Raw genomic sequence first — 20,783 nt, 5'->3', positions numbered from 1 at the left:
TATTTTATGCCATATCTTGTGGCGAGCCATCGGAGGGCTCGCCCGATGTGAAGCCTGGGCCTCAGGTCGATGGCGGCTTGCTGCGGGCGATGGCCTCACACAGCTGCTCCACCGCGTTGAGGGCCCGCGGGGTGAAGCGGTGCAGTTCATCGGGGTTGATGAGGACGAGGCGCTGCTGCTTGACGGCATCCAGCATGGGCCACTGGCGCCAGTGGGCCAGCACGGCGGGATCCCGGCTGCCGGCCAGGATGAGCCCGGGGTTGGCCTTGATCACCTGCTCCAGCCCGACCTGGGGATAGGGGGTCTTGGCATCCGCCATGAGATTGCGGCCGCCGCAGAGCCTGATGGCGCGGCCCGGCCAGGTCGAGTCGTTGACGCTGGTCAGCGGTGGATACCAGAGCTGATAGAAGACCGAGACCGGCTTGGGCTTGCCGTAGCGCTGTTTCAGCGCATCGAGCCTGGCCAGATAGGCGTCGGCCTGCTGGTCGGCTTTCTGCCGGGTGCCGAGCAGGCGCCCCAGGCTGCGCATCTCGGTGGCCAGGGAGGCAAAGTCGGTGGGCTCCGAGTAGAAGACGGGGATACCAAGCTTTTCGACGGGGGCCAGCATGCGGGACTGGGCCGAGCGCCAGGCCACCACCAGATCCGGCTTCTGGGCTAGAAGTGCCTCCAGGTTGATGCTGCGATAGTTGGCGACCCGGGGCAGGGGCGCCACCTCGGGGGGGAAATCGGAGGCATCGTCGGTCGCGACTATGCGATCCCCGGCCCCTATGTCGTACAGCAGCTCGGTCAGATGGGGGGTGAGGCTGATGATGCGCTGCGGGGTGGCCGCCGCACCGGACAGGGGCCAGCCGAGCAGGCACAGCAGCAGGCACAGGGCGCGAAGGGGAAAGCGGTCAGCCATGGGTCAGTGTCATCAGGGTCAGGAGCAGCGAGAGCCCGAGCCAGCCCCAGCCGATCAGCAGCAGGCGATGGAGCAGGCGCAGGGGCAGGGCTGCATCGGGTTCGGCGCCTTCGTCAAACACCGCAAGGCGCACCAGCTGGCCCTGGTAGTAGCGGGGGCCCCCGAGGCGGCAGCCCGTGGTCTGTGCCAGCAGGCTGAGCAGGCCACCCATGGCCGGATAGGGCCAGCGCAGGGCAAGGCGCAGCTTGCCCCCAAGCTGACGCAACCGGGTCAGCGCAAGCGGGAGCGCCAGCAGCAATATGGCGGGGGCACAGAGCCCCTGATAGAGCGCACTGGCGGCGCGGCCGAAGTGGACGAACTCCGCCTGTTTCGGGCTCCAGGCCTGATTCATCAGCTGGGCGAGACGCCAGAGCAGGGCCCCCTGCACCCCGGCGAGGGCAAAGCCCAGCAGGGGGCCGGCCCACTGGCCGACCAGGCGCAGCACGCAGGTCTCGCTCACCGCCTTGTTCAATCCCATCACCGAGAGCGCGCCCGTCTCTCGCCTGAGCCAGCTTGCTGCCTGCAACCTCGCCACCACCAGGGTCTCCTGGGTTGCCAGGGCGCGGCTCCCCTGGGCAAGCTCCCGCAGGGGGCGTGATTCCAGCATCAGCAGCAGGAACAGCAGGTCGAACAGGGGTTCGGAGAGGGAGAGGTTGCGCACCGCCCAGAGGCCGGCGGCGCAGGGGACCCAGACCACCAGCAGGGCCAGCAGCCCCGCCTGGCGTTGCTGACTGGGGGAACCGTCCGGGCGATACACCTTGTGGCCGAGGCGGGTCAGCAGCGGCACTGTGGCGCCGGGCCTGAAACGGGCGGGCCAGGGCAGCAGGGCCTCCAGCAGGGCGGCACCCACCATGATGGCCGCCGTCGTCGAGGCGAGGGCGGTCATCAGGGCGTCCCAGGAGAGGGTATCGATCACAGTTTGCCGAGCAGCGCGATGATCACCTCGGCGGAGTGTTGACCCGCCACCTCGATGAAGGCATCGAAGGATTCCACCTGCTCCTTGCCGGCGATGTCGGACATGGCGCGCACCACCAGATAGGGCACCTTGAACATGTGACATACCTGGCCGATGGCGGCCCCTTCCATCTCGACTGCCAGCATCTGCGGGAAGTCGGCGCGGGCTTTGGCGATGGCGTCCGGCTTGCACATAAACTGATCACCGGTGCAGATGAGGCCGACCTTGGTCTGGTGCTTGCCTTGCTCGGCGATGCAGGCCTGGGCCAGGGCGATGAGCTTGTCATCGCAGGGGAAGGCGGCGGGCTGCTGGGCCATCTGACCCATCTCGTAACCGAAGGCGGTCACGTCCACGTCGTGGAAACGCATCTCGCTGGCGATGACCACGTCTCCGATGTGCAGATCCTGGGCGAAGCCACCGGCGGAGCCGGTGTTGATGACGCAATCGGGGGCAAATTTCTCCAGCAGCAGGCTGGTGGCGACGCTGGCGGCAACCTTGCCGATGCCGGAGCGGGTCAGGATCACCTCTTTACCGGCCAGACGGCCCTGATAGAACTCGCAGCCGCCCAGTTGCAGGGTGGTGGGTTCACTCAGCTGGCTGCGCAGCAGGGCAACTTCCTGCTCCATGGCGCCGATAATACCTACTTTCATCATCTACCTCGTCTCGATGGCCGCTGGGCCGGAAAAGTTGGCGGGGATGATAACAAAACTTGGCGATGGCGCCGAGCATTCCTGTGGGGCTGCCGGGGCATCTCCTGCGTCAGTGGTAGTGCTCGACCAGGGTGGCCAGCTCGCCGCTCGAGGCCAGCTGCTGCAAGGTGTTGGCAAACAGGGCCAGCCGCTCTGGGGTGCTGCGGCGGTGGAACAGTATGTAGAAGGGGGTCTCTTCCATCACTGTGGGGAGAATGCGGATCCGCTCTTCCAGCCCGTGCTCGCGCAGATCGGATTCAAACCCCGGGGAGCGGTAGTAGACGAAGCGCCCCCGCTTCATCAACAGCTTGTCGTAGTTGGCCTTGCTGCCGATCCCGCCGCTGTCGATGATGAGGCCGCCGATGGCCTGGAGCCGTGCGATGGCGCCGCTGCCGTGATTGATGAGTATGCTCCCCTGCTGACCGAGTGCCCTGACGTCCTCCCAGCGGTGTATCTCGACCGGATCGTCGTGGCGCACCGCCAGGTGGTAGCGCACCGTGAAGATGGCGGGTTGCAGATAGACGAACTGGCTGCGGCGCTCCGGGCTGTCCCCCACGCCGCAGATGAAATCCAGCTGGCCGTGCCGCACCTTCTTCTCCAGGCGCTTGAGGGGCAGGGTGGTCTGATCCCCCTCGATGCGCAGGGCCGGCTCCCGCGCTTCCATCCGTCTGAACAGATCGACGCAGATCCCGCCTGTTTTCCCTCCCGCCAGGGTCAGGTACTTGGGGGCCGACTTGGCTTGCGCCGCCGTGTGGTACACCTCGGTGGCACCGACGGCCCCACTGGCTGGGGCAAGTAGGCAAAGCAGCAGAGCCATCCGGACGATCATCTCATGCAGGGTCTCGATAGGGGCGACGCGCACCCATCATCAGCCGGATCAGGAACGCAAGGAACTAGACATTAGGCTATTTATCAGCGTGTTATCAATCCAAGGCCGTATCTTGCTTCATCATCAGGGCGAACCGACCATCAGGCCCGGGGATCTCTGGGTGGGAAAAGACGGCTTGCATCCAGCCCCCGCCTCCCGCGCCCATATCAACCCAAGGCCGTATCCAGCGTCATCATCAAAGCAAAGCCGGCCATCGGCCCCGGGAGGAGATGGGTCTGATGGCCGAAGCGATTGGCTCGGGGATCACCGCGTGGGAAAAGACGGCTTGCATCCAGCCCCGGCCTCTCGCGCCCATATCAACCCAAGGCCGTATCCAGCGTCATCATCAAAGCAAAGCCGGCCATCAGGCCCAGGGTGGCATGGGTCTGGTGACCGTTGCGGTGGGTTTCGGGGATCACTTCGTGGGAGACCACGAACAACATGGCACCGGCCGCGAGCCCCAGACCTATGGGGTAGGCGATGGCCATGCCGCTGGCGAGCCCGACCCCGAGCAGGGCGCCGAGCGGTTCCAGCAGGCCGCTGCCGATGGCCACCAGCACGGCGACCGAGGGGCGAAAGCCGGCGGCGGACATGGCGAGCGCCACCGCCAGCCCCTCGGGGATGTCCTGCAGGGCGATGGCGGTGGTGAGCGGCAACCCCACCGCCATGTCCCCCTGGGAGAAGCTGACCCCGATGGCCATGCCTTCCGGCAGGTTGTGCAGGGCTATGGCGAACACGAACAGCCAGACCCGGGAGCAGCTCTCGTGGCCGGGGCCGCAGGGGCCCGTCTTGTCGTGCTCGTGGGGGGTGAACTGATCCAGCCCCAGCATCAGCAAGACCCCCAGGGTCATGCCGGCCACCACCACGGCGGCGGCGAGAAAGCCGTCCCCGGTGATCCCCTCGGCCGCCTCCAGCCCCGGCAGCAGCAGGGAGAAGGCGCTGGCCGCCAGCATCATGCCGGCGGCAAAGCCCAGCATGGCGTCTTCCACCCGCTGGGGGACAGATCGCAGGAACAGGGCGGGCAGGGCGCCGAGCGCCGTAGCGGCAAACCCCGCGACACCGCCGATGAGGCCATAACGCACCCCGGGACTGATGTCACCGGCCGCCAGCATGATGAGGCTCTGCAACAGGAGCAGCATGACGGTTGCCAGGGCGAGCAGCAGTCCCAGGGCGATGAGGGGGCGTTCCTGTATCTGCTCGCGCAGTTGGACTGACCAGGAGGGGCTGAGGGTCGACGCGTTATCCATGGGGCCTCGGGGGACTGTGGTTGGGAGAGACGAGAGGGCCATTACATAACCTGGCCTCCCGTTTGTCCATGATGGCGGGGCGATTGGGGCAATCGACTCAAGTTTGTGCTCATCCGGTCGCTCTTGTATCCCGGGCCCATGCCGAACGACATGGCCCTGTGCAACAAGAGAGGGATGAGCGAGGGCGGCAGCTGTGATAGGGTGCGCGCCTGCGAACGCTCTTCCCCGCTCGTTCGCGTTGTTTCATTTTCCCGTCAGGAGTCTCGGGTCACCGCTTACACGGATGTGATCGCCACTGTGCACCTGCTTATCAGCAGTCGAGGATCACCAGCCAACATGTCTTACAAGAACCTCTCCATCGGCAAGAAGATTGCCGTGGTCTTTGCGGTAATCGCCGCCATCAACGTGATATTCGGTCTTTTTCTCGCCAGCGAGCTGCGCGGAGTTCGGGATCGGGTGCTCAACTTCACCGATTCCACCCTGCCGAGCGTGATCTCGGTGGAAACCCTGCTCTACGACGTCTCCTATGTGCGCCGCGCCCAGTTTGCCCTGCTGATGGTCGAGGACGCCGCCGATCAGCAGGCCCGTCGCGGCCGCATCCAGGAGAGCGTGGCCAAGGTGGAGCGCGCCCTGAGTGCCTATGAGGCCACCGTCGGGGCCGAGCACGAGCGCCAGGTGTTCAACCGGGCCAAGCAGCAGTGGCTGCAGTATCTGAGCGCGGTCAACCGGGTCGACAGCCTGCTGGTGCAGGGGCTCAAGGAGCAGGCCAGGGACGCGCTGTTCCAATCCAACGGTAGCTACACCGAGCTGGAGCAGGGGGTCAACGCCCTGGTGGAGGTGAACCTCGGCTTCGTCAAGGAGAACCGCGGCAGCCTGCTTGGCAGCGTCAACATGGTGACGACCTTCGCCACTCTGAGCATCGGCGCCCTGCTGCTGTTCATGGGGGTGATGACCTGGTTCCTCACGCGCCAGATCTGCCTGCCGCTGCAGGCCGTGGTCGCCCAGGCCAACGCCATAGCGCAGGGGAACTTGACTCACAGGCTGGATCGCCAGCACATAGGGCAGGATGAACTGGGCATGCTGGCCAGTGCCTCCCTCAAGATGCAGGACAACCTGCGCGGTCTCATCGAGGAGGTGGTCGCCGCCGTGACCCAGCTGGGGGCCGCCATCGAGGAGGTGAGCGCCGTCTCCGAGCAGTCGGCCCAGGGGATCCAGAGCCAGCAGCAGGAGATCTCCCTGGTGGCGACCGCCATGGCCCAGATGAAGGCGACGGTGGCCGATGTGGCGGGCAACACCGAGGTCGCCTCGGAATCCGCCAGCTCGGCCAATGCCCTGGCCCGTCGCGGCAATCAGGATGTGCAGGGCGCCCTGGTGGCCATCACCCGGGTTGCCGAGGAGATGGAGCAGGCGGGCACCCTGGTGGCGGAGCTGGAGCGGGAATCCGCCCAGATCAACCTGGTGGTGGACGTCATTCGCGGCATCGCCGATCAGACCAACCTGCTGGCGCTCAATGCCGCCATAGAGGCGGCCCGCGCCGGCGAGCAGGGCCGCGGCTTTGCGGTGGTGGCCGATGAGGTGCGCACCCTGGCGGGCCGCACCCAGGCCTCGACCGGCGAGATAGTCGCCATCATCGAAACCCTGCAGGCCCGCGCCAACCAGGCGAAGGCGGTGACCAGCCAGAGCTGCGAGATGATCCGCCAGTGCGTGAGCCAGAGCGAGCAGACCAGCTCGGGGATCCAGCAGATCGAGGAGGCGGTCGGCCAGATTGCCGACATGGCGATCCAGATCGCCAGCGCCTGCGGTGAGCAGGATGCGGTCTCCGATGAGCTGGGCCGCAACGTGGAGCGGATCAACGAGTCCTCCAACGAGGTGGCGACCGGCGCCGATCACACCGCCCGCGCCTGTCTGGAGCTGAGCCAGCTGGCGGCGAGCCTGCGCCAGACCATAGGCCGCTTCCGCCTCGCCTGATGCTGGGCGGCGGGCAGAGTACCAACAAAAACGGGGCCCCAGGGCCCCGTTTGCTATGTCACCACCAGGGTGCCGGTCTGGCTCAGACGCCGAGGCCGGTTCCTGTGTCTTTCTTGGCGATCAGCTCAATCTTGTAACCGTCCGGATCTTCCACGAAGGCGATGACGGTGGTGCCACCCTTGACCGGGCCCGGCTCGCGGGTGATCTTGGCGCCGGCGGCGCGCAGGGCGTCGCAGGTGCCATAGATGTCGTCCGCTTCCAGGGCGATGTGACCGTAGGCAGAGCCCAGCTCGTACTCGCTCACGCCCCAGTTGTAGGTGAGCTCGATGACGGCCTCATCCTTCTCGTCACCGTAGCCGACGAAGGCCAGGGTGTACTTGTATTCGCTGTTCTCGCTCTTGCGCAGCAGTGTCATGCCCAGCACGCGGGTGTAGAAGTCGATGGAGCGTTGCAGGTCGCCGACGCGCAGCATGGTATGCAGAATTCTCATTGCTCAATTCTCCGGGTTGGTGATTGGTACTGCTTTCAATCTAGGTCTTGAGATCAGGCTGTGAACGGACAGGAGGTCGATCAGCTCTCCGGGTAGACCTTTTCTTTGTACTCGCACAGGTCTTCGATGATACAGGAGCCGCAGCGTGGCTTGCGCGCCAGGCAGGTGTAGCGCCCGTGCAGGATGAGCCAGTGGTGCACATCCAGCTTGAACTCGGCGGGCACCACCTTCAGCAGCTTCTCCTCCACCTGATCCACGTTCTTGCCCACCGCGAAACCGGTGCGATTCGACACCCGGAAGATATGGGTATCGACGGCGATGGTGGGCCAGCCAAACGCCGTGTTGAGCACCACGTTGGCGGTCTTGCGTCCCACCCCCGGCAGGGCTTCCAGTGCCTCGCGGTCCTCCGGCACCTCGCCGCCGTGGCGCTCCAGCAAGATGGCGCAGGTCTTGATGACGTTCTCGGCCTTGGTGTTGAACAGGCCTATGGTCTTGATGTACTCCTTCACGCCGTCCACCCCGAGAGCCAGCATGGCGGCTGGGGTATTGGCCACCGGATAGAGCTTGTCGGTGGCCTTGTTGACGCTGACATCGGTCGCCTGGGCCGACAGCAGCACGGCGATCAGCAGCTCGAACGGCGTGGTGAAGTTGAGCTCAGTGGTGGGATGCGGGTTGTTCTCCCGCAACCGCTCCAGTATCTCTCTGCGTTTTTGGTTATTCATCGAGTCTCATGTCTGTCTTGGTGCCAGCCCTCAGAGCTGGGTGGCGCGGGCACCGGCTGCGGGCAGGCTGCAGTGCGCCTTGTCGGCACGCTGTTTGCGGCCCATCCAGTCGTTGATGGCATTCTTGCCGGCGATGAGCAGGCCCAGGCCGATGAAGCCCCCCGGCGGCAAAATGGCCAGCAGCAGGCTGGCATCGGCATGGAACAGCTCGATGCGCAGGGATTTGGCCCAGTCCCCCAGCAGCAGATCGGCGCCGTCGAACAGGGTACCCATGCCGATGATCTCCCTAAGCCCCCCCAGCACCAGCAGCACCAGAGTGAAGCCCAGCCCCATCATGAAGCCGTCAATGGCCGCCAGCAGGGGCGGGTTCTTGGAGGCATAGGCCTCGGCCCGGCCTATGATGACGCAGTTGGTGACGATCAGCGCGATGAAGATGCCGAGCGCCTGATAGAGGCCATAGGTGTAGGCGTTCATCAACAGCTGCACGCTGGTCACCAGGGCCGCGATGATCATCACGTAGACCGGGATGCGAATGTCCTTGGGCACCCAGTTGCGTACCAGGGAGATGGCCAGGTTGGAGCTTATCAGCACCACCATGGTCGCAAGACCCAGCCCCAGGGCATTGGTGAAGGTGGAGGAGACCGCCAGGGTCGGGCAGAGCCCCAGCACCTGCACCAGGGAGGGGTTGTTCTTCCACAGCCCCTGGAGCATCAGCTCCTTGAGCTCTTCGCGGCGGCTGTTGCCTTCCTCGGCCGGGCTCTGGCCGTCAATCACATCAACTTGTTCCATGGCTTGTTCCGTTGTATGTGCCATACGGGGCTCCGGTGTTAGGGGGTGGCGTCACAGGAGGGGGCCTCTTGCAGCAGCTCGGGGTGTTCCTGTTGCAGCAGCAGCAGGTTTTTCACCGCCTTGACCACGGCGCGGGGGGTGATGGTGGCGCCGGTGAAGGCGTCAAATTCGCCGCCATCCTTCTTCACCGCCCAGCTGGCCGCGTTCTCCTTGGTGAGGAACTTGCCGACGAAGCTCTCTATCCAGCTCGATTTTTTCAGCTCTATCTTGTCCCCAAGACCCGGGGTTTCCTTGTGGGCCAGCACCCGCACAGCGCTGACGGCCCCTTTGGCATCGGTGCCGACCACCATGCGAATGGCACCACTGTAGCCGTCGGGGGCCACGGTTTCCAGCGCATAGCCGGTGTGCTCTCCCTTGAGGGTCGCGGTGTAGAGCGGCATGGGCTGATCGCTGCCCAGGTATTCCCGACTCCTGACCAGCTTGCAACTGGCCACCAGATTGTTGTCATAGCTCCCCGCCGGCAGCAGGGCCTCCAGGGTACGCAGCTTCTCCAGCTGTTGCTGGTGGGCGATGCGATCCCGGGTCAGTTCGTTGGTCAGCACCACCATGGCGGTGCAGGCCAGGGCGAACAGGGCCAGGGTGACGCCGTTTTTGCGCATGCTCTTTAACATGGGAAGGCTCCTGAGAGTGAGATGTGCGCGGTGATCATTTGCGGCGATCCCCATAGACCTTGGGACGAGTCAGGCTGTCGATGGCAGTGGCTATGCAGAGGTTGGCTGTCGGCAAGAGGATGACTCATTTGCGGCGATCTCCATAGACCTTGGGACGAGTCAGACTGTCGATGAGCGGCACGCAAAGGTTGGCCAGCAACACGGCAAAGGCGAAGGCGTCCGGGTAGCCGCCGAAGCGGCGGATGAGATAGACCAGCACGCCGATCAGCACGCCGTAGATGAGGCGCCCCCTGGCCGTGGTGCTCGCGCTCACCGGATCGGTGGCGATGAAGAAGGCCCCCAGCATGGTGGCGCCGCTGAACAGATGCAGCATGGGGGTGGCGGTGGCGTCCGGCGTGGCCAGATAGCCCAGGGTGGCCGACAGCAGCAGGGCCCCCAGCACGGCGGTGGGAATGCGCCAGTTGATCACCTTCTGTTGCAGCAGGAAGAGGCCGCCCAGCAGGTAACCGAGGTTGACCCAGCTCCAGCCGATGCCGCCCCAGCCCTCGAACACAGCGTGGGTCATCACCTCGCTGGCGGTGAGCCCCTGGGTCAGGCCCGTCTTCAGGGTGTCGAGGGGGGTGGCCATGGTCAGGCCATCCACCCCCTGCTTGAGCTGCGCCAGGCTGTAACCGTCCAGGCTGAAGCCGGTGAAGATCACCGAGACGGCGTCCCCAAAGTCGACCCCGTAGGCGGCGATGCTGGAGGGGGGCAGCCAGCTGGTCATCTGGACCGGGAAGGAGACCAGCAGCAGCACATAGGCCACCATGGCCGGGTTGAACAGGTTCTGACCGAGCCCGCCATAGAGGTGCTTGGCGATGATGATGGCAAAGGCGGTGCCGAGTACCAGCATCCACCAGGGCAGCAGGGGGGGCAGGGAGAGGCCGATCAGCACGGCGGTGAGGGCCGCGCTGCCGTCCAGCAGGGCCGGTTTGACGGGGCGGCCGCGCAGGCGCAGGACCAGGGCCTCACAGCCCAGCGCCGTCACCAGAGCCAGCAGGGTCTGGATCAGGGTTCCCCAGCCGAAGAACCAGGTCTGGGCCAGGAAGCCGGGCAGACAGGCCAGGATCACCAGCAGCATCAGGGTCTGGGTCTGCTTGCGGTTATGGGCGAAGGGCGCACTCGCGAGATTGAACATGGATCAGTGGCTCTTGTCGGTCGAAGGGGAAGGAGTGTGCGCCGCGGCGTCGGCCGCCAGCTTCTTGGCCTTGGCGCGTGCTATGGCGGCGGCAATGGCTGCCTTTTTGGGATCGACCTCGGGGGCGGGCTCAGCCACCGGCTCGCTCGGGGCGGCCTGCGTGTCGCTCCCAGCGTCACTTGAGGAGACTGGTGCGTCGGACGCAACCTCGTCACCGGCGGTCTGGGCAGCTTTCTTGGCCTTGGCACGTGCGATGGCGGCGGCGATGGCAGCTTTCTTGGGATCGACCTCGGGGGCGGGCTCAGCCACCGGCTCGCTCGGGGCGGCCTGCGTGTCGCTCACAGCGTCACTTGAGGAGACTGGTGCGTCGGGCGCGACCTCGTCACCGGCGGTCTGGGCGGCTTTCTTGGCCTTGGCGCGTGCGATGGCGGCGGCGATGGCTGCCTTCTTGGGATCGACCTCGGGGGCGGGCCCAGCCACCGGCTCGCTCGGGGCGGTAGGCGAGTCGGTTGTGACCTCGTCACCGGCGGTCTGGGCAGCCTTCTTGGCCTTGGCGCGTGCGATGGCGGCGGCAATGGCTGCCTTCTTGGGATCGACCTCGGGGACAGGCTCAGCCGCCGGCTCGCTCGGGGCGCTAGGCGAGTCGGTTGTGACCTCGTCACCGGCGGCCTGGGCGGCTTTCTTGGCCTTGGCACGGGCCAGGGCGGCGGCGATGGCAGCCTTCTTGGGGTCGATCTCGGCAGCGGGCTCAGTCACCGGCTCGTCCGGAGTGGCAGCCGTGTTGCTGGCCTCGTCATCGGCAGCCTGGGCGGCTTTCTTGGCCTTGGCGCGAGCCAGAGCGGCGGCAATGGCGGCCTTCTTGGGATCGGCTTCGGCAACGACAGCTGTGCCGGCATCATCCGTCTGTGCGGTCTCGGCCGCCTTGGCGGCGCGGCGCGCCAGCGCCTCCTGCTTACGCGCCTCGCGGGCGGCCATCATGGCGGCGTTGTCCGGCTGGGTTTCTGCGCTGGCGGCGTCCTGCTTGGCCTTGAGACGAGCCAGGGCGGCGGCGACGGGATCATCCCCCCCTGCCGCGGCCATGGCCTGGCGACGCTGGGCTGCGGCCTCGGCGTGGCGAGCCTCCCGCGCGGCCTTGTCCCGCTCGAAGCGGGCCTGCTTGGCCTCGAAGCGCTGCTTGGCGCGCTCCGCTTTCTCGGCCTCGGCACGGACTTCGCGGATGTCATCCTTGGCAATCTTGTAGTACTGCACCAGGGGGATCTCGCTCGGGCAGACCCAGGCGCAGGCCCCGCACTCTATGCAGTCAAACAGGTTGAGCTTCTCGGCCTTGTCATACTCCTTGACCCGGCTGTACCAGTAGAGCTCCTGGGGCAGCAGGTTGGCGGGGCAGGCATCGGCACAGGCGCTGCAACGGATGCAGGCCTGTTCGGGGCCGGGGGGCGGCAGCTCGGCGCGGGTGGGGGAGAGCAGGCAGTTGGTGGCCTTGACCACGGGCACCATGGCATGGGGCAGGGTGAAGCCCATCATGGGGCCCCCCATGATGACCCGCTGATCCGCCTCCGGTTGCAGTTCGAAGCGTTGCAGCAGCCAGCGCACCGGCGTGCCGAGGCGCACCCAGGCATTGCCCGGCTGCTTGAAGGCATCCCCTGTGAGGGTGACGATGCGGGAGATGAGCGGCTCGCCGTCTATGATGGCGCGCTTGATGGCAAAGACGGTGGCGACGTTGAGCACCATGATGCCCATGTCGACGGCCCGGCCCCCCTTGGGTACCTGGCGTCCGGTGAGCAGCTCTATGGTCTGCTTGGCGCCGCCGGAGGGGTACTTGGTCGGCACCGACTTGACCAGCACATCCGGGTCTGTGGCATGGCGGGTCAGGGCGTCGATGGCTGCCGGCTTGTTGTCTTCCACCCCGATCAGGGTGAGCTTCGGCTTGAGCAGGTGCTTGAGTACCCGGATACCGTCCATGATCTCGTCGGCATACTCCTGCATCAGGCGATCATCTGTGGTGATGTAGGGTTCGCACTCCAGGCCGTTGACGATCAGGATCTCGGTGAGCTGGCCGCGACCATCGAGCTTGCTGTGGGTCGGGAAGACGGCGCCGCCGAGCCCCGCGACGCCTGCCTGCTGGATGCGTTCGAGCAGTTCGCCCCGCTCCAGATTCCAGTAGTCGGGTTGGGGGTTGCGCGTCCCCCAGGCATCTTCCCCGTCCGGGGTCAGAATGACGCAGAGATCGTCCAGGCCCGAGGGGTGCGCCACAGTATGTTGTTCGATGGCGGTGACAGTGCCCGAGGTGGAGGCGTGCACCGGCACTATGCGCCCCTTGTCGTGGCGAGTGAGCGGCTGGCCTTTCTTGACCCTGTCGCCCACCCGCACCAGCAGTTCGCCGGCCGGGCCCGCGTGCTGGCGCACCGGTATGATGAGTTGGGGGGGCAGACCCGCGTCCACGACGGGGGTCAGGCTGGACTGGTGCTTGTTCTCGGGAGGATGAATGCCACCGTGAAAATCCCAGAGGGTGCCGGCTTTGATGCGTTCTAGCAGATGCTGCATGGTTACTCCGCTGTTTATTCCACTATCTTGACCGGAATGGCGACCTTGGCCAGATCCCATTTCCAGTTGTCGACCGTGGTCGGCACCGGGATCATCTCGATACAATCGGTCGGGCAGGGGTCGACGCAGAGATCACACCCCGTGCACTCTGCCGCGATGACGGTGTGCATCGCCTTGGTGGCGCCCAGGATGGCATCGACCGGGCAGGCCTGGATGCACTTGGTGCAACCTATGCACATGTCCTCGTGAATGAAGGCGACCTTCTTGACGGGGGCGGCCGCTTCGTCGCCACCGTCCAGCGGCTGGGGCTCGACTCCCATCAGATCCGCTATCTTGCGCATGGTGGCGTCGCCACCGGGCACGCACTTGTTGATCTGATCGCCGTTGGCCAGCGCCTCGGCGTAGGGCTTGCAGCCCGGGTAGCCGCACTGGCCGCACTGGGTCTGGGGCAACAGGGCATCGAGCTGGTCGACGATGGGGTCGGCCTGCACATGAAACTTGACGGCGGCATAGCCCAGAATGATGCCGAAGGCCAGGGCCAGCAGGGCCAGCACCAGGATGGCAAAGAGTATATGGATCATGGTTATATCTTGATGAGGCCGGTAAAGCCCATGAAGGCCAGCGACATCAGGCCGGCGGTGACCATGGCGATGGAGACGCCGCGGAAGGGGGCTGGCACATCGGCGGCCACCAGACGCTCACGCATGGCGGCAAAGAGGATCAGCACCAGCGAGAAACCGCAGGCAGCCCCGAAGCCGTAAATGATGCTCTGGATGAAGTTGTGGCGCTCGTTGATGCTCAGCAGCGCGACGCCCAGCACGGCACAGTTGGTGGTGATGAGGGGCAGGAAGATGCCGAGCAGGCGATAGAGGGTCGGGCTGCTCTTGCGGATCACCATCTCGGTGAACTGCACCACCACGGCGATCACCAGGATGAAGCCCAGGGTGCGCAGATAGGCGATGTCCAGCGGGATCAGGATGTAGTGCTCCATCAGATAGGAGCAGGCGCTGGCGAGCGTCATCACGAAGGTGGTGGCCAGTCCCATGCCGATGGCGGTTTCCAGCTTGCCAGAGACGCCCATGAAGGGGCAGAGGCCGAGAAACTTCACCAGCACGAAGTTGTTGATCAGCACGGTACTGACCAGTAAAAGCAGGTACTCAGTCATTGACGATGGGTTTTCCGGTGTGAAGGCGGCAGTATTATCTGATGTTAGGTGCCTTTAGACAACCGCAAGGCCGTATGGTTATTATTCGGGTGCCCAATTCATGGAGGCATTGTGCGCCCGCTACCCATATTGACCCTCACCCTGGCCATGCTGCTTTGGTCCAGCTCCTTCATCGCCCTCAAACATGTGCTGGAGGTCTGGTCCTTCGGCCAGGTGCTCTTCATGCGGATGTTGGTGGCCTCCTGCTGCTGGCTGCTCTGCTATCGTCAGCTTGGCCGGTTCAGCTACCAGAAGGGGGATTGGCGCTGGCTGGCCCTGATGGGCGCCCTGGAGCCCTGTCTCTATTTCCTGCTGGAGGTCAACGCCCTGCGCTACACCAGTGCCGGCCAGGCGGGCATGGTCTGTGCGCTGCTGCCCCTGATGGTGGCCCTGGTGGCCTTCGTGCTGTTGAGGGAGCGGGTGAGCCGCCGCCAGCTGCTGGGTTTCGCCATCGCCATCTGCGGCATCGCCCTGCTTGGGCTGGCCGAGGGGGCGGATGAGTTTGCCCCCAACGCCCTGCTCGGCAACAGCCTGGAGATGGGGGCCATGCTCTGCGCCGCCACTTACTCAGTGGTGTTCAAGAAGCTCTCCAGCCGTTATGGCGTCATGACCCTGACCGCCCTGCAAGCCTTCGTCGGCACCCTCTTCTTCGCCCCCTTCGCCTTCAGTGCCCCCTGGCCCGCGGACTGGAACTGGCAGGACATGGGGGTCATCTTCTTTCTCGGTGCCTTCGTGACGCTTGGCGCCTACCTGCTCTACAACTGGTCGGTAACTCAGGTGAAGGTGACCCTGGCGGCCGCCTATGTGAACCTCATCCCTGTCTTTACCCTGCTGCTCGCCTATCTGCTGCTGGGGGAGACGCTGGGCGCCTTGCAATGGGTGGCCTGCGTCGCCGTGCTGGCCGGCATCGGGGTCGGTCAGTTGCCCGGGGGCAAAAACCGGGTGCGCAGCGCCGCCGCCCAGAGTTGATCTCCCCCCGATCGGCTACAGTCTGGACAGGGACCTATGCTGGCCATGAAGGAGCCACACCATGAGCGACATGAAGTTGCTGGCCGAGGCCAAGACCTTGTTGAGCCACCACCCTTTTACCCTGACCGATGCCAGGGCCCTGGAGGCCCTGGAGGAAGCGGCGGTGGGGGAGGAGGGGCTGTGCATTGCCGAGTTGTGGGATCTTGCCCTGGATCAGGCCGACGAGGAGGCGAGGCGCTATCTGCAGGGGGAAGATTGACGCCTCTTGGATGACAAATAACAACGCGGGGCCTGGCCCCGCGTTGTTATTGGATGGCGCACCCCTGGCTCAGATGGAGAGACTCTTGACGGTGTCCGAGACGGAGTTGGCGTCTTCGATGATCTCCTTGATGACGTCGGCGATGATGTTGGCCTGATCCTGCCCCGCCACCGCCTTGCCTGAGACGACGGAAACGGTCTGGGTGATCTTGGAGGTGATGTCGGAGTTGTGCTTGATGACGGAGACGATCTCGTTGGTGGAGGTCGAGGTTCTGGCCGCCAGCTGCCTCACCTCGTCGGCGACCACCGCAAACCCCCGGCCCTGCTCGCCGGCCCTGGCCGCCTCTATGGCGGCATTGAGGGCCAGCAGGTTGGTCTGATCCGCGATGCCGCTGATGGTGGAGATGATGGACTCTATGCTCTTGGATTGCTGATTGAGCAGATCTATCTGTTTGCTCACCTCGTTGACCGAGGTGTTGATGTGGGAGGAGGTCTCCAGCACCTTGTCGATCACCTCGCGCCCCTTGGCGGCACTGGCGACTGTTTCGCTGGCGATGGCACAGGCTTTCTGGGCCGCTTCCCGGGTGGAGATGGATTTTTCCACCCGCTCCGTGATGTCGCTCGCCAGCTTGATGATTTTGACCACCTTGCCCTCGTGGTTGAAGATGGGGTTGTAGGTCGCCTCCAGCCAGATCTTCTCCCCGCGGTGGCCAAGGCGCATGAAGAGCCCGGACTTGATGTCCCCCGAGCCGAGATCGTGCCAGAAGTTGGGGTTTTTCTGATAAAACTCCGGATCGCAGAACTGGCGGTGGTGTTTGCCGACCACCTCTTCCAGCCGGTAGCCGAAGCAGTGGAGGAAGTTCTGGTTGGCGGTGATGACGGTGCCGTCCGGCTGGAAATCGATCACCGCCAGCGACTTGTCCAGCGCCGCCAGCAGGGCCTGGGTGCGCTCCAGGGAGGACTGCTGCTGGGTCACGTCCGAGGCGACCTTGGCGATGCGTGCCACCTTGCCATCGATCATGATGGGAAAATAGGTGGCCTCCAGCCAGATAGCCTTGCCCGACTTCGACTGGCGGATGAAGCGGCCGTTGCGGGAGATGCCGCTGCGCAGATCCTGCCACAGGCTCTCGTAATCACGGGTCTTGACGTCCTCCGGGAAGCAGAGCGTGCTGTGGTGCTTGCCAATCACCTCCTCACGCTGGAAGCCCACGATCTTCAGGAAGAGGTCGTTGACGAAGGTGACCATGCCCGCCGGGGTAAACTGGATGAAAGGCACCTGGGACTGGATGGCCTGCTCGAAAGCACCCAGCTCCGCCATCCTCGCTACCTGTTCATTCGCTTCCTTGCTTGCTTTGTGATTCCAGAACATACGGAGCTCCTCCATGAGACCCTTGAATGACAGACCGACAGTAATCTGAGTGGATTAACAATAGCATTGCTGCCTGATGAAGCTTCATCGACTCCGAATCAACTTTTTGAATATTTAATTTCAATCCTGATGAATTTCCCTCCTGCAATCAGGTATCTAACGGAGGTTGATCCTGGCCGGATACAGGCGCGCAGCCGGCCAAGTCTGATATTGGCATGAAGGCGACCTCATTGGCACTGATGGTTGTGTGACCCTTTGGTGTCACTGTGCGGGCAGTGGATCCATTTTGTGAAAAACGGGTCTGTGCACAGGGCAGGAGGAGGGGATTATTTTGACTGCTGGAGGGTGTTTATCTTCTTGTTCAGCGCCTCCATCTCGTTCTGGTATTGGCGGGTCACGGCCTGCACCCCGGGAGAGCGTATTCTGCCCTCGAGATCGCTCGTCTCGGTCGTCGTCGCCGTCTGTTCATTGCGCTCACCGGCTATCTCACGGTTCATCTGCTGCTTCTTTGCCTCCATCTCGGCGCGAAGCGCGTCTATCTGGCGCTGCTTCTGGCCGCTGGCCAGGTTCTCTTCGATCTCCCGGATCTGTCTGGTGGCCCTCTCGACCTCCTCGGGGGAGGGGGTGTAGATATTGAGCGGCAGCGGCTTGGCGTCACTGCTGCAGGGGATGTCGCTGAAGGTGATCTGGCCGTTGCGGGTGCATTGATAGACATCGGCACGGGCGACCGGGGCGGTGACGGCAACCAGACAGCCAAGCGAGATGATCAGCATGCGTGTCATAGACTCCTCCTTGAATCCTCTCTTTGCACAGTAGTACATGGGCCCCGGCCAGACAATCGGCCACGGCATCGACGCCGCCAGCATGGATCCGGCCCTTTCCCCTGTCGTGTCGCCACTCCCCGGGCGCCCTGGTTCCTCCACCGGTATCTGGCGATTGGCATGTGGGGTGTGGATTGAGGTGACAAACGGCGGGATTTTGGCCGGTTTTCCCCGCAGTTCAACACATCAGAGCACCATAGCGGGCCACAATGAGGTATCTTATGCCCCGATTTCATCCATTTAACGGATCCGAGACCCCTATGATTATCAAACCCAAGGTTCGCGGCTTTATCTGCACCACCACTCACCCGGTCGGTTGTGAAGCCAATGTTCGTCGCCAGATTGCTTACACCCAGGCCAAGGGCACCATCGAGAATGGTCCCAAGAAGGTACTGGTGATCGGCGCCTCCACCGGTTATGGTCTGGCCTCCCGGATTGCCACTGCCTTCGGTAGCGGCGCCGCCACCATTGGCGTCTTCTTCGAAAAGCCGAGCTCCGAGACCAAGACGGGCTCCGCCGGCTGGTACAACTCCGCCGCCTTCGACAAGGCCGCCAAAGAGGCTGGTCTCTACGCCAAGAGCGTCAACGGCGATGCCTTCTCCCACGAGTGCCGCGCCAAGGTGATCGAGCTCATCAAGCAGGATCTGGGTCAAATCGATCTGGTGGTCTACTCCCTGGCCTCTCCGGTGCGCAAGATGCCGGACACCGGCGAAGTGGTGCGCTCAGCCCTCAAACCCATCGGCGAGGTCTACACCTCCACCGCCATCGACACCAACAAGGATCAGATCATCACCGCCACCGTCGAGCCGGCGAACGAGGAAGAGATCCAGAGCACCATCACCGTCATGGGCGGTCAGGACTGGGAGCTGTGGATGGCTGCCCTGCGTGATGCAGGCGTACTGGCCGAGGGCGCCAAGTCCGTGGCTTACTCCTACATCGGCACCGATCTGACCTGGCCCATCTACTGGCATGGCACCCTGGGCCGCGCCAAGGAAGATCTGGATCGCGCCGCTACCGCCATCCGTGGCGATCTGGCTGCCAAGGGCGGCACCGCCCACGTGGCCGTGCTGAAATCCGTGGTGACCCAGGCATCGAGCGCCATTCCGGTCATGCCGCTCTATATCTCCATGGCCTTCAAGATCATGAAGGAGAAGGGCATCCACGAAGGCTGCATGGAGCAGGTGGATCGCATGCTGCGCACCCGTCTCTACACGTCCGACATGGCGCTGGACGAGCAGGCCCGTATCCGTATGGATGACTGGGAGTTGCGTGAAGACGTGCAGCAGACCTGCCGCGATCTCTGGCCCTCCATCACCACCGAGAACCTCTGTGAGCTCACCGACTACGCCGGCTACAAGCAGGAGTTCCTGCGCCTGTTCGGTTTCGGACTGGACGAGGTCGATTACGATGCGGATGTGAATCCGGACGTGACATTCGATGTGGTCGAGCTCTGAGTCTGACCCAAGTGAAGACAGGGCCCTGCGGGGCCCTGTTTTTTTGTCAAAAATTCCGCCAAGTTGCGGAATTTTATTATCAGCGATCACCTTTTTCCCATATCAAACCCGCTAGTCTTGCGCTGATCGGAACATTGAAGGCATTGCCGAGGAACGGAAGCTATGACCACTCCAAATGAGGCGCCCAAGAAGCGCCAACTCCCCACTGTCTATACCCTGCTTTTCATCATCATCGCCCTGATGGCGGCCCTCACCTGGGTGCTGCCGGCGGGCAAGTACAACTATGTGACCGCCAAGACCCAGCAGCCGGTGGCGGCGGCGGCCGTGGCCGACTATAGCGGCGGCGAGCGGCTGCTGCCGGTGCCCGGCAGCTACACAGAGTTGCCTTCCCGGCCCCAAGGGGTATTCGAGGTGCTCAAGGCCCCTATTCAGGGCTTTCACAAGGCGGCCGACGTGGCGCTCTTCGTGCTCATCATCGGCGGCTTCCTGGCGGTGACCATGCAGAGCGGGGCGCTCGATGCCGGGGTGGGAGCCATAGTGCGCGCCTTTGCCGGGCGCGAGCGACTGCTGATCCCGGTGCTGATCGCTCTCTTTGCCCTCGGTGGCTCCACCTTCGGCATGGCGGAGGAGACGGTGGCTTTCTGGGCGCTCATAGTGCCGGTCATGATGGCGGCGGGCTTCGATCGCATGGTGGCGGCGGGGATCATCTTGCTCGGCTCCGGGGTCGGGGTGCTCGCCTCCACCGTCAACCCCTTTGCCACCGGCATCGCCTCCGGTTTTGCGGGTATCCCCATCGGCGAGGGGATTGGGCTTAGGGTCATCCAGTGGCTGCTGCTGGTGATCTTCGCCTCCTGGTTCGTGATGCGCTACGCCAAGCAGGTGCAGCAGGACAAGTCCCGCTCCGTGCTGGCCGACATCGCCTATGACGACGAATTCTCCCAGATGAAGAGCGGCAATCTTGCCTTCAGCGGCAAGCAGAAGCTCACCATGCTGGTGTTCTTCGGCACCTTCCTGCTGATGATCTATGCGGTGGTGCCCTGGTCCGATCTGGGTATCGATTTCCTGCCAACCCTTGGCTGGTGGTTTGACGAGCTCTCCACCCTGTTCTTCAGCGCCTCCATCCTGATCGCGCTGATCAACCGCATGCCGGAGTCCAACTACGTCGCGACCTTCCTCAACGGGGCGCGGGATCTCATCGGGGTGGCGCTGGTGGTGGCGGTGGCGCGCGGCATCTATGTGGTGATGGAGCAGGGCGTCATCATCGACACCATATTGCACTGGGCCGAAGGGCTGGTGACCGGGCTCTCCTCGTCGGTCTTCATCCTGATGGCCTATCTGGTGCACATCATACTGAGCTTCTTCATCCCCTCCACCTCGGGGCTGGCGACCGTGTCCATGCCTCTGATGGGGCCACTGGCGGACTTCTCCGGCATCTCCCGGGATCTGGTGATCACCGCCTATCAGTCCGCCTCCGGCTGGATCAACCTGTTCGCTCCCACCGCTGCCCATCTGGTGGCCGGTCTGGCGCTCGCCAGGATCCCCTACGATCGCTTCGTGCGCTGGGTGCTGCCCTTCATCATCGGCGTGGCCCTCATCACCATGGGGGTGCTGGTGGCCGGTACCCTGCTCCACGGCTGATGGCACGGAT

General features: G+C 64.1%; 20 protein-coding genes. 5 read left to right on the top strand and 15 right to left on the bottom strand.

Annotated elements, in window-relative coordinates; all coding sequences use genetic code 11:
• Positions 1-61: 61 nt before the first annotated feature.
• The 5 genes from WIR04_RS12970 to WIR04_RS12950 all read right to left on the bottom strand — a co-directional run bounded on the left by WIR04_RS12970 (position 62) and on the right by WIR04_RS12950 (position 4,699).
• The gene (locus WIR04_RS12970; protein WP_338887443.1) at positions 62-901 is read right to left on the bottom strand and encodes a cobalamin-binding protein; all 840 of its coding nucleotides are present in this window, start codon (positions 899-901) and stop codon (positions 62-64) included.
• The gene (locus tag WIR04_RS12965; protein ID WP_338892564.1) at positions 894-1,826 is read right to left on the bottom strand and encodes a cobalamin biosynthesis protein; all 933 of its coding nucleotides are present in this window, start codon (positions 1,824-1,826) and stop codon (positions 894-896) included. The genes WIR04_RS12970 and WIR04_RS12965 overlap by 8 nt, the downstream gene beginning before the upstream one ends.
• A gap of 26 nt (positions 1,827-1,852) precedes the next feature.
• Positions 1,853-2,545, bottom strand: a complete 693-nt coding sequence (mtnN, locus tag WIR04_RS12960) for a 5'-methylthioadenosine/S-adenosylhomocysteine nucleosidase (protein WP_226173113.1) — start codon at positions 2,543-2,545, stop codon at positions 1,853-1,855.
• Between the two features lie 109 nt (positions 2,546-2,654).
• Positions 2,655-3,413 (bottom strand): ABC transporter substrate-binding protein, encoded by a 759-nt coding sequence (locus WIR04_RS12955; RefSeq protein WP_338892563.1) that lies wholly within the window; start codon positions 3,411-3,413, stop codon positions 2,655-2,657.
• Positions 3,414-3,769: 356 nt separating this feature from the next.
• Positions 3,770-4,699, bottom strand: coding sequence for a ZIP family metal transporter (locus WIR04_RS12950; RefSeq protein ID WP_025326533.1), 930 nt, complete (start codon positions 4,697-4,699; stop codon positions 3,770-3,772).
• 336 nt (positions 4,700-5,035) lie between these two features.
• Here WIR04_RS12950 and WIR04_RS12945 point away from each other — a divergent pair, with 336 nt between their 5' ends.
• Positions 5,036-6,667: a methyl-accepting chemotaxis protein gene (locus WIR04_RS12945; protein WP_338887438.1), complete on the top strand. Its 1,632-nt coding sequence runs from the start codon at positions 5,036-5,038 to the stop codon at positions 6,665-6,667.
• A gap of 82 nt (positions 6,668-6,749) precedes the next feature.
• On the opposite strand, the gene gloA is transcribed toward WIR04_RS12945, so the two are convergent.
• From gloA to rsxA, 8 genes are all read right to left on the bottom strand, one after another.
• Positions 6,750-7,157 (bottom strand): lactoylglutathione lyase, encoded by a 408-nt coding sequence (gloA, locus tag WIR04_RS12940; RefSeq protein ID WP_025326535.1) that lies wholly within the window; start codon positions 7,155-7,157, stop codon positions 6,750-6,752.
• 80 nt (positions 7,158-7,237) lie between these two features.
• Entirely contained in the window at positions 7,238-7,879 is a 642-nt protein-coding gene (gene nth, locus WIR04_RS12935) for an endonuclease III (RefSeq protein ID WP_025326536.1), read from the bottom strand.
• Positions 7,880-7,909: 30 nt separating this feature from the next.
• Positions 7,910-8,668, bottom strand: a complete 759-nt coding sequence (locus WIR04_RS12930; protein ID WP_025326537.1) for an electron transport complex subunit E — start codon at positions 8,666-8,668, stop codon at positions 7,910-7,912.
• A 38-nt stretch (positions 8,669-8,706) separates the two neighbouring features.
• Positions 8,707-9,339, bottom strand: coding sequence for an electron transport complex subunit RsxG (gene rsxG, locus WIR04_RS12925; RefSeq protein ID WP_338887432.1), 633 nt, complete (start codon positions 9,337-9,339; stop codon positions 8,707-8,709).
• 124 nt (positions 9,340-9,463) lie between these two features.
• Positions 9,464-10,516: an electron transport complex subunit RsxD gene (rsxD, locus tag WIR04_RS12920; RefSeq protein WP_025326539.1), complete on the bottom strand. Its 1,053-nt coding sequence runs from the start codon at positions 10,514-10,516 to the stop codon at positions 9,464-9,466.
• A gap of 3 nt (positions 10,517-10,519) precedes the next feature.
• Entirely contained in the window at positions 10,520-13,060 is a 2,541-nt protein-coding gene (gene rsxC / locus WIR04_RS12915) for an electron transport complex subunit RsxC (protein ID WP_338887429.1), read from the bottom strand.
• Between the two features lie 14 nt (positions 13,061-13,074).
• Positions 13,075-13,641: an electron transport complex subunit RsxB gene (gene rsxB, locus WIR04_RS12910; RefSeq protein ID WP_338887427.1), complete on the bottom strand. Its 567-nt coding sequence runs from the start codon at positions 13,639-13,641 to the stop codon at positions 13,075-13,077.
• 2 nt (positions 13,642-13,643) lie between these two features.
• Positions 13,644-14,225, bottom strand: a complete 582-nt coding sequence (rsxA, locus tag WIR04_RS12905; RefSeq protein ID WP_005326871.1) for an electron transport complex subunit RsxA — start codon at positions 14,223-14,225, stop codon at positions 13,644-13,646.
• A gap of 111 nt (positions 14,226-14,336) precedes the next feature.
• Here rsxA and WIR04_RS12900 point away from each other — a divergent pair, with 111 nt between their 5' ends.
• Together WIR04_RS12900 and WIR04_RS12895 are read left to right on the top strand one after the other, a co-directional pair.
• Positions 14,337-15,233, top strand: coding sequence for a DMT family transporter (locus WIR04_RS12900; RefSeq protein ID WP_338887425.1), 897 nt, complete (start codon positions 14,337-14,339; stop codon positions 15,231-15,233).
• A gap of 61 nt (positions 15,234-15,294) precedes the next feature.
• Complete coding sequence (locus WIR04_RS12895; RefSeq protein WP_338887423.1) at positions 15,295-15,492, top strand: hypothetical protein; 198 nt, start codon at positions 15,295-15,297, stop codon at positions 15,490-15,492.
• 69 nt (positions 15,493-15,561) lie between these two features.
• On the opposite strand, the gene WIR04_RS12890 is transcribed toward WIR04_RS12895, so the two are convergent.
• Both WIR04_RS12890 and WIR04_RS12885 read right to left on the bottom strand, forming a co-directional pair.
• Positions 15,562-16,860 carry a methyl-accepting chemotaxis protein gene (locus WIR04_RS12890; protein WP_338887421.1) on the bottom strand — a complete coding sequence of 433 codons (1,299 nt, stop codon included), beginning with the start codon at positions 16,858-16,860 and terminating at the stop codon, positions 15,562-15,564.
• A 326-nt stretch (positions 16,861-17,186) separates the two neighbouring features.
• Positions 17,187-17,642: a DUF4124 domain-containing protein gene (locus WIR04_RS12885; RefSeq protein WP_338887419.1), complete on the bottom strand. Its 456-nt coding sequence runs from the start codon at positions 17,640-17,642 to the stop codon at positions 17,187-17,189.
• 299 nt (positions 17,643-17,941) lie between these two features.
• On the opposite strand from WIR04_RS12885, the gene fabV reads away from it, so the two are divergent.
• Positions 17,942-19,135: an enoyl-ACP reductase FabV gene (fabV, locus tag WIR04_RS12880; protein WP_338887417.1), complete on the top strand. Its 1,194-nt coding sequence runs from the start codon at positions 17,942-17,944 to the stop codon at positions 19,133-19,135.
• Between the two features lie 162 nt (positions 19,136-19,297).
• Positions 19,298-20,773 (top strand): YfcC family protein, encoded by a 1,476-nt coding sequence (locus WIR04_RS12875; RefSeq protein WP_338887415.1) that lies wholly within the window; start codon positions 19,298-19,300, stop codon positions 20,771-20,773.
• Positions 20,774-20,783: the final 10 nt, after the last annotated feature.

This window comes from Aeromonas rivipollensis (genome assembly GCF_037811135.1).
Taxonomy (GTDB): Bacteria; Pseudomonadota; Gammaproteobacteria; order Enterobacterales; family Aeromonadaceae; genus Aeromonas; species Aeromonas rivipollensis.
The sequence above is the reverse complement of the archived record's forward strand: the minus strand, read 5'-3'. Positions and strand labels throughout refer to the sequence as shown.

Excerpts from the sequence above, each read along its gene's own strand:
- WIR04_RS12970 (WP_338887443.1), bottom strand. The coding sequence starts at position 901 with ATGGCTGACCGCTTTCCCCTTCGCGCCCTGTGCCTGCTGCTGTGCCTG.
- WIR04_RS12965 (WP_338892564.1), bottom strand. The coding sequence starts at position 1,826 with ATGACCGCCCTCGCCTCGACGACGGCGGCCATCATGGTGGGTGCCGCC.
- mtnN (WP_226173113.1), bottom strand. The coding sequence starts at position 2,545 with ATGAAAGTAGGTATTATCGGCGCCATGGAGCAGGAAGTTGCCCTGCTG.
- WIR04_RS12955 (WP_338892563.1), bottom strand. The coding sequence starts at position 3,413 with ATGATCGTCCGGATGGCTCTGCTGCTTTGCCTACTTGCCCCAGCCAGT.
- WIR04_RS12950 (WP_025326533.1), bottom strand. The coding sequence starts at position 4,699 with ATGGATAACGCGTCGACCCTCAGCCCCTCCTGGTCAGTCCAACTGCGC.
- WIR04_RS12945 (WP_338887438.1), top strand. The coding sequence starts at position 5,036 with ATGTCTTACAAGAACCTCTCCATCGGCAAGAAGATTGCCGTGGTCTTT.
- gloA (WP_025326535.1), bottom strand. The coding sequence starts at position 7,157 with ATGAGAATTCTGCATACCATGCTGCGCGTCGGCGACCTGCAACGCTCC.
- nth (WP_025326536.1), bottom strand. The coding sequence starts at position 7,879 with ATGAATAACCAAAAACGCAGAGAGATACTGGAGCGGTTGCGGGAGAAC.
- WIR04_RS12930 (WP_025326537.1), bottom strand. The coding sequence starts at position 8,668 with ATGGAACAAGTTGATGTGATTGACGGCCAGAGCCCGGCCGAGGAAGGC.
- rsxG (WP_338887432.1), bottom strand. The coding sequence starts at position 9,339 with ATGTTAAAGAGCATGCGCAAAAACGGCGTCACCCTGGCCCTGTTCGCC.
- rsxD (WP_025326539.1), bottom strand. The coding sequence starts at position 10,516 with ATGTTCAATCTCGCGAGTGCGCCCTTCGCCCATAACCGCAAGCAGACC.
- rsxC (WP_338887429.1), bottom strand. The coding sequence starts at position 13,060 with ATGCAGCATCTGCTAGAACGCATCAAAGCCGGCACCCTCTGGGATTTT.
- rsxB (WP_338887427.1), bottom strand. The coding sequence starts at position 13,641 with ATGATCCATATACTCTTTGCCATCCTGGTGCTGGCCCTGCTGGCCCTG.
- rsxA (WP_005326871.1), bottom strand. The coding sequence starts at position 14,225 with ATGACTGAGTACCTGCTTTTACTGGTCAGTACCGTGCTGATCAACAAC.
- WIR04_RS12895 (WP_338887423.1), top strand. The coding sequence starts at position 15,295 with ATGAGCGACATGAAGTTGCTGGCCGAGGCCAAGACCTTGTTGAGCCAC.
- WIR04_RS12890 (WP_338887421.1), bottom strand. The coding sequence starts at position 16,860 with ATGTTCTGGAATCACAAAGCAAGCAAGGAAGCGAATGAACAGGTAGCG.
- WIR04_RS12885 (WP_338887419.1), bottom strand. The coding sequence starts at position 17,642 with ATGACACGCATGCTGATCATCTCGCTTGGCTGTCTGGTTGCCGTCACC.
- fabV (WP_338887417.1), top strand. The coding sequence starts at position 17,942 with ATGATTATCAAACCCAAGGTTCGCGGCTTTATCTGCACCACCACTCAC.
- WIR04_RS12875 (WP_338887415.1), top strand. The coding sequence starts at position 19,298 with ATGACCACTCCAAATGAGGCGCCCAAGAAGCGCCAACTCCCCACTGTC.